Below are 3538 nucleotides of genomic sequence, written 5' to 3'. Positions count from 1 at the left end.
TAACCTCCCGCGACTTCGTGCCTTGGCGCTTTTTGGACGCCGGTCAGGCAAGCGTGCTGCGCGTCTCTCGTTGCCGGCGTCCAAAAACCTGCACATAACCGGTCGTAGCAGCCGCGGCAACCCTTTGGATGTTATTCGATCACCTCGTCGGCGCGGGCGAGCAACATGTCGGGCATCGTAAGACCGAGTGCCTTTGCAGTCTTTAGATTGATGACGAGGTCGAGCCGGGTCGGGAACTCAAAGGGTAAATCGGCCACGGGGGTGCCTTTGAGTATCTTGTACACGTAGGTCGCGGCTCGGTAATTGCATGCCCGAAGATCAATTCCATAGCTAATGAGCCCGCCCGCATCCACGAGTTCGCGGTATCCATAAAGGGTCGGGAGCCGAGTTGCCGCTGCGGCAGCGGCGATCTGAGCCCGATCCAAGAGTAGGAAGTTCGCCTGTAGAACGATGACGACATCAACGCGCTCCGCTTTAAACCTTCTGAACGTGGGTTCAACATCCTCGGTTCTCTGAACATCCGCACCGACGATCTTGATTTCAAGTTTCGCGGCGGTGGCGTTGATTTCGTCCCACTGCGGAGCTGTCTTGATGTCGCTCGTGTCATTTACGATCCCAACCTTTTGTGCGCCGGGAACGATTTGCCTCGCGATCTCAAGCTGCTTTGCAGGCAGCCCACGCACGTAGGGCATGATGCCGGTCAAGTTGCCAGTTGGACGGCGAAGATCGTTTTCCGACAATCCTAGCGCGGTCAGGTTTCCCAACGCTGCAACAACGATCGGGATGGTTGATGTTGCCTGCGTGGCGGCAAGCGCATTGGCGCTGGCGGCGGCAAATATGACATCGGGGCTGAGCTGAACCACCTCCCTCGCTACCTCTGGCAACTTCTCGGTAGACGCGGCAAGTCGGAACGTTATGTCGAAATCGCGCTCCTCGATGTATCCGAGTTCTTGCAGCCCCCTCAAGAAAGATGGCCACGCTGCGTAACCTTTGCGCTGAGCTGGTGTACCCGATCCAAATGTGCCGATAACGGGCCGTTTCCTCGGAGTCTGGGCTCGTGCGACGTACGGCCACGCAATTGCTGCGCCGCCAAACAGCGTGACGAACTCGCGTCGTCTCATGTGTCCACTCCGGGCTCAGGAGAGGGAGACTTGTCACGACAAGTCATAGCACGCTGAGAGGGGCGAGGCTACTTTCACTACATCGTTTTGGGTAGCTGTCGAGGTCTGTTACGGGTCAACAGCGCCGGTTTCGGCCGTGGGCAGTCACAGCCGGTATACCCTCAACTTCGGACATGACCGGGCACTGCCCGGACGGTTGTGACGGGCCAAAAGCAGCCATCCAATCCCCTCGCGACGTGCGCGGCGAATGCTGAAGGATCTTTCGGGAAGAACTGTAGGCGTCGCGTGGATGACCATTAGTTACTTCAACTGAAACAACTCTCTCAAAAAGGCTTTTACATCGTCGTGGGATTTGTTCGCCGCCGCTTCGTGGTAGGAGCCTCCTGTAAATCCCTTTTCATAGCAGGAATCACTCGGCGTCAGCGGCTGCTTCGTCTCAGAGTTCAGAGTGGCGCCATTCTCACCTTCTTCGAAGCGACATCGTCTGATCGGATTGGGCGCTTGTTCGAATTTGACCGGGGTCCGGTACATTGGGGCGTCGAATTGGTGGAATGCGTCGGGGTATTCGAGTATGCGCGCGCTCTTGCCCGCTTTGGACAGCCGCTCGGCATATTCGCGGCATGGCGTTATGGGAGTGAGATCGTCCGCCGTTCCGTGCAACATGAGAATCGGCCCAGTTACGTTCTCGTCGTCTTGGAAGTGTGTGCCGCATATCGCGTAAGCAGATATGTATCCGACGAAATGAAGGTCTGGGCTGCCGTACATTTTCTGAAATCGAGCCATGCTAGAATAGAGCGCGGCAGATGCCCCCTGAGAGAAGCCCATTACCGCGATGCGCGAGGTGTCAATCCTCGGGTCCTTTGCGGCAACATCGAGCGCGCGGTAAGCGTCGATAATCCGGGTCAGAAAGGAAATCTTGTTGGGATCACCCGGATAGTTCACCAGTCCGCGACCGGCGTAACTATCAACTGCGAACGTGGCGATGCCGATTTCATTAAGGACCCGCGGCCATTCCTCGTAGGGTGCGCCATCCGTGATGGGCCCACTCGCTGAATGCAGAAGTATAACGAGCGGCTGTTTCGTCGAGCCAGATTTCGCAAGCCGCAATTGTCCTGCAAGCGCGACGGGCGTTCCTTGTTTTCCTGTTAGAAAATCGGCGGCCGATGCTGTTTGTGATGGAATTGAATAGAACGCTTCGCGCGCGATCTGCGCTTGAGCTTCTCCGAAGATCAGTGAAATCAATAACGCTCCGACCAGCGCGGAAACCACTCTCATGACGTCCCCCTAATCAACAATTCAAATATAGATTGATGTTACCACGGCGAGGCGGCGCTGAACAACTTCGTCAGCCTCCAATAATGATTTTGTTGCAACGCACCGCACAGCGGGCGCCCCATCGGAGTGTGAAAAGCGCTACGGGCGGCATGAGTTGGCCTACCCTCCCGACGTCTCAACATCCTCAAGTCGTGGGCGGGCGACCCTAGAAGCGGTCTGCTGGGCCTTCCGACGTGCCCGACCCAAAGGCCACAACGCGACATTGGCGAACAAAGGTTCAATTGTCTCGCGGCTGCTAACTGGGAGGCCGCCTTACCGTTCTCGCTGCAGAACGTGATCGCAGCTATAGCAGCGATACACTCGGGAAGCCGCGAATGCCGCTGGCCGCAAACAGCGCATTGAACCGCTGGCACATTGGGTTCGATAATCTCCGGCATGACACAACTTAGGCGGATTACGCTCCTGGCAACCCTGCGATACGCGGTACTATTACGACCCGATCCTTACATCGGGCCGGTCATTGGTGGTGCTTCTTCGCGCCTGCCTCTTTGATGATGTGGCTGGTATCCAGCTCTTCAATTCCCGCGCTTATGTCCGGCGACCTGTTGCATTCGCACGGCTCACCAGCGCCGCACTGGCAGCCAAGCTCTTCGCTTCAGGCCCGGTCCGGGTGGTTCTCGCAGACAAACCTTAAGCCGAAGCAGATGGACCGTTGGGATTGATCATGGCATGAAAAAGCGCGCGGGCTTTGCTCCAAAGATCGCAAGCATACCGCGCGCCTCGGTTACGCCGCCAATTGTTTGCGAACGGCGGCGGCCGAATTGCCTACCTTGTCGACGGCCTTCTGCAGCTCGTCTTTGGAGACACCAAGCGCCTTAGTCCAGTATTTGACCTCAAAGTCCTCATGCATGTTGATTTTGCTACGGTCGCGCTGATCCCGTTTAGTGAGACTGTCGCTCATCTTCCTCCTCCATCGCCTGGACAAGCCGCTCATCATCGAGAACGGCCAACAGGTCATTGATCGTGTTTTCGGAGTCCCTCGGCCCGGGCTCGACATAGCGAGCCAGGATGGCCTGGGCTTCTTTTACCGCTCGGGTTACGCGATCCGGCATGCCGGTACTCCACTCACTGGTGGAGAAAAC

3 protein-coding genes and 1 pseudogene are annotated in these 3538 nt (G+C 57.1%); all 4 read right to left on the bottom strand.

Annotated features, from left to right (window positions below; translation table 11 throughout):
- Nucleotides 1-131: 131 nt before the first annotated feature.
- Nucleotides 132-1121 carry an ABC transporter substrate-binding protein gene (locus ABIB66_RS43335; protein ID WP_354210775.1) on the bottom strand — a complete coding sequence of 330 codons (990 nt, stop codon included), beginning with the start codon at nucleotides 1119-1121 and terminating at the stop codon, nucleotides 132-134.
- A 300-nt stretch (nucleotides 1122-1421) separates the two neighbouring features.
- Entirely contained in the window at nucleotides 1422-2396 is a 975-nt protein-coding gene (locus tag ABIB66_RS43330; protein ID WP_354260077.1) for a dienelactone hydrolase family protein, read from the bottom strand.
- 784 nt (nucleotides 2397-3180) lie between these two features.
- The gene (locus ABIB66_RS43325; RefSeq protein ID WP_354210772.1) at nucleotides 3181-3357 is read right to left on the bottom strand and encodes a DUF3606 domain-containing protein; all 177 of its coding nucleotides are present in this window, start codon (nucleotides 3355-3357) and stop codon (nucleotides 3181-3183) included.
- Nucleotides 3338-3538 (bottom strand): annotated as a pseudogene (locus ABIB66_RS43320) (hypothetical protein); the annotation flags it as partial. The gene ABIB66_RS43325 and the pseudogene ABIB66_RS43320, both read right to left, overlap by 20 nt.

The sequence above is a fragment of the Bradyrhizobium sp. F1.13.3 genome (genome assembly GCF_040548265.1).
In the GTDB taxonomy this organism is placed as follows: Bacteria; Pseudomonadota; Alphaproteobacteria; order Rhizobiales; family Xanthobacteraceae; genus Bradyrhizobium.
This window is presented reverse-complemented; position numbering and strand designations above follow the sequence as displayed.

What these genes read in the sequence shown, in the direction of transcription:
- ABIB66_RS43335 (WP_354210775.1), bottom strand. Translation starts at nt 1,121, where the DNA reads ATGAGACGACGCGAGTTCGTCACGCTGTTTGGCGGCGCAGCAATTGCG.
- ABIB66_RS43330 (WP_354260077.1), bottom strand. Translation starts at nt 2,396, where the DNA reads ATGAGAGTGGTTTCCGCGCTGGTCGGAGCGTTATTGATTTCACTGATC.
- ABIB66_RS43325 (WP_354210772.1), bottom strand. Translation starts at nt 3,357, where the DNA reads ATGAGCGACAGTCTCACTAAACGGGATCAGCGCGACCGTAGCAAAATC.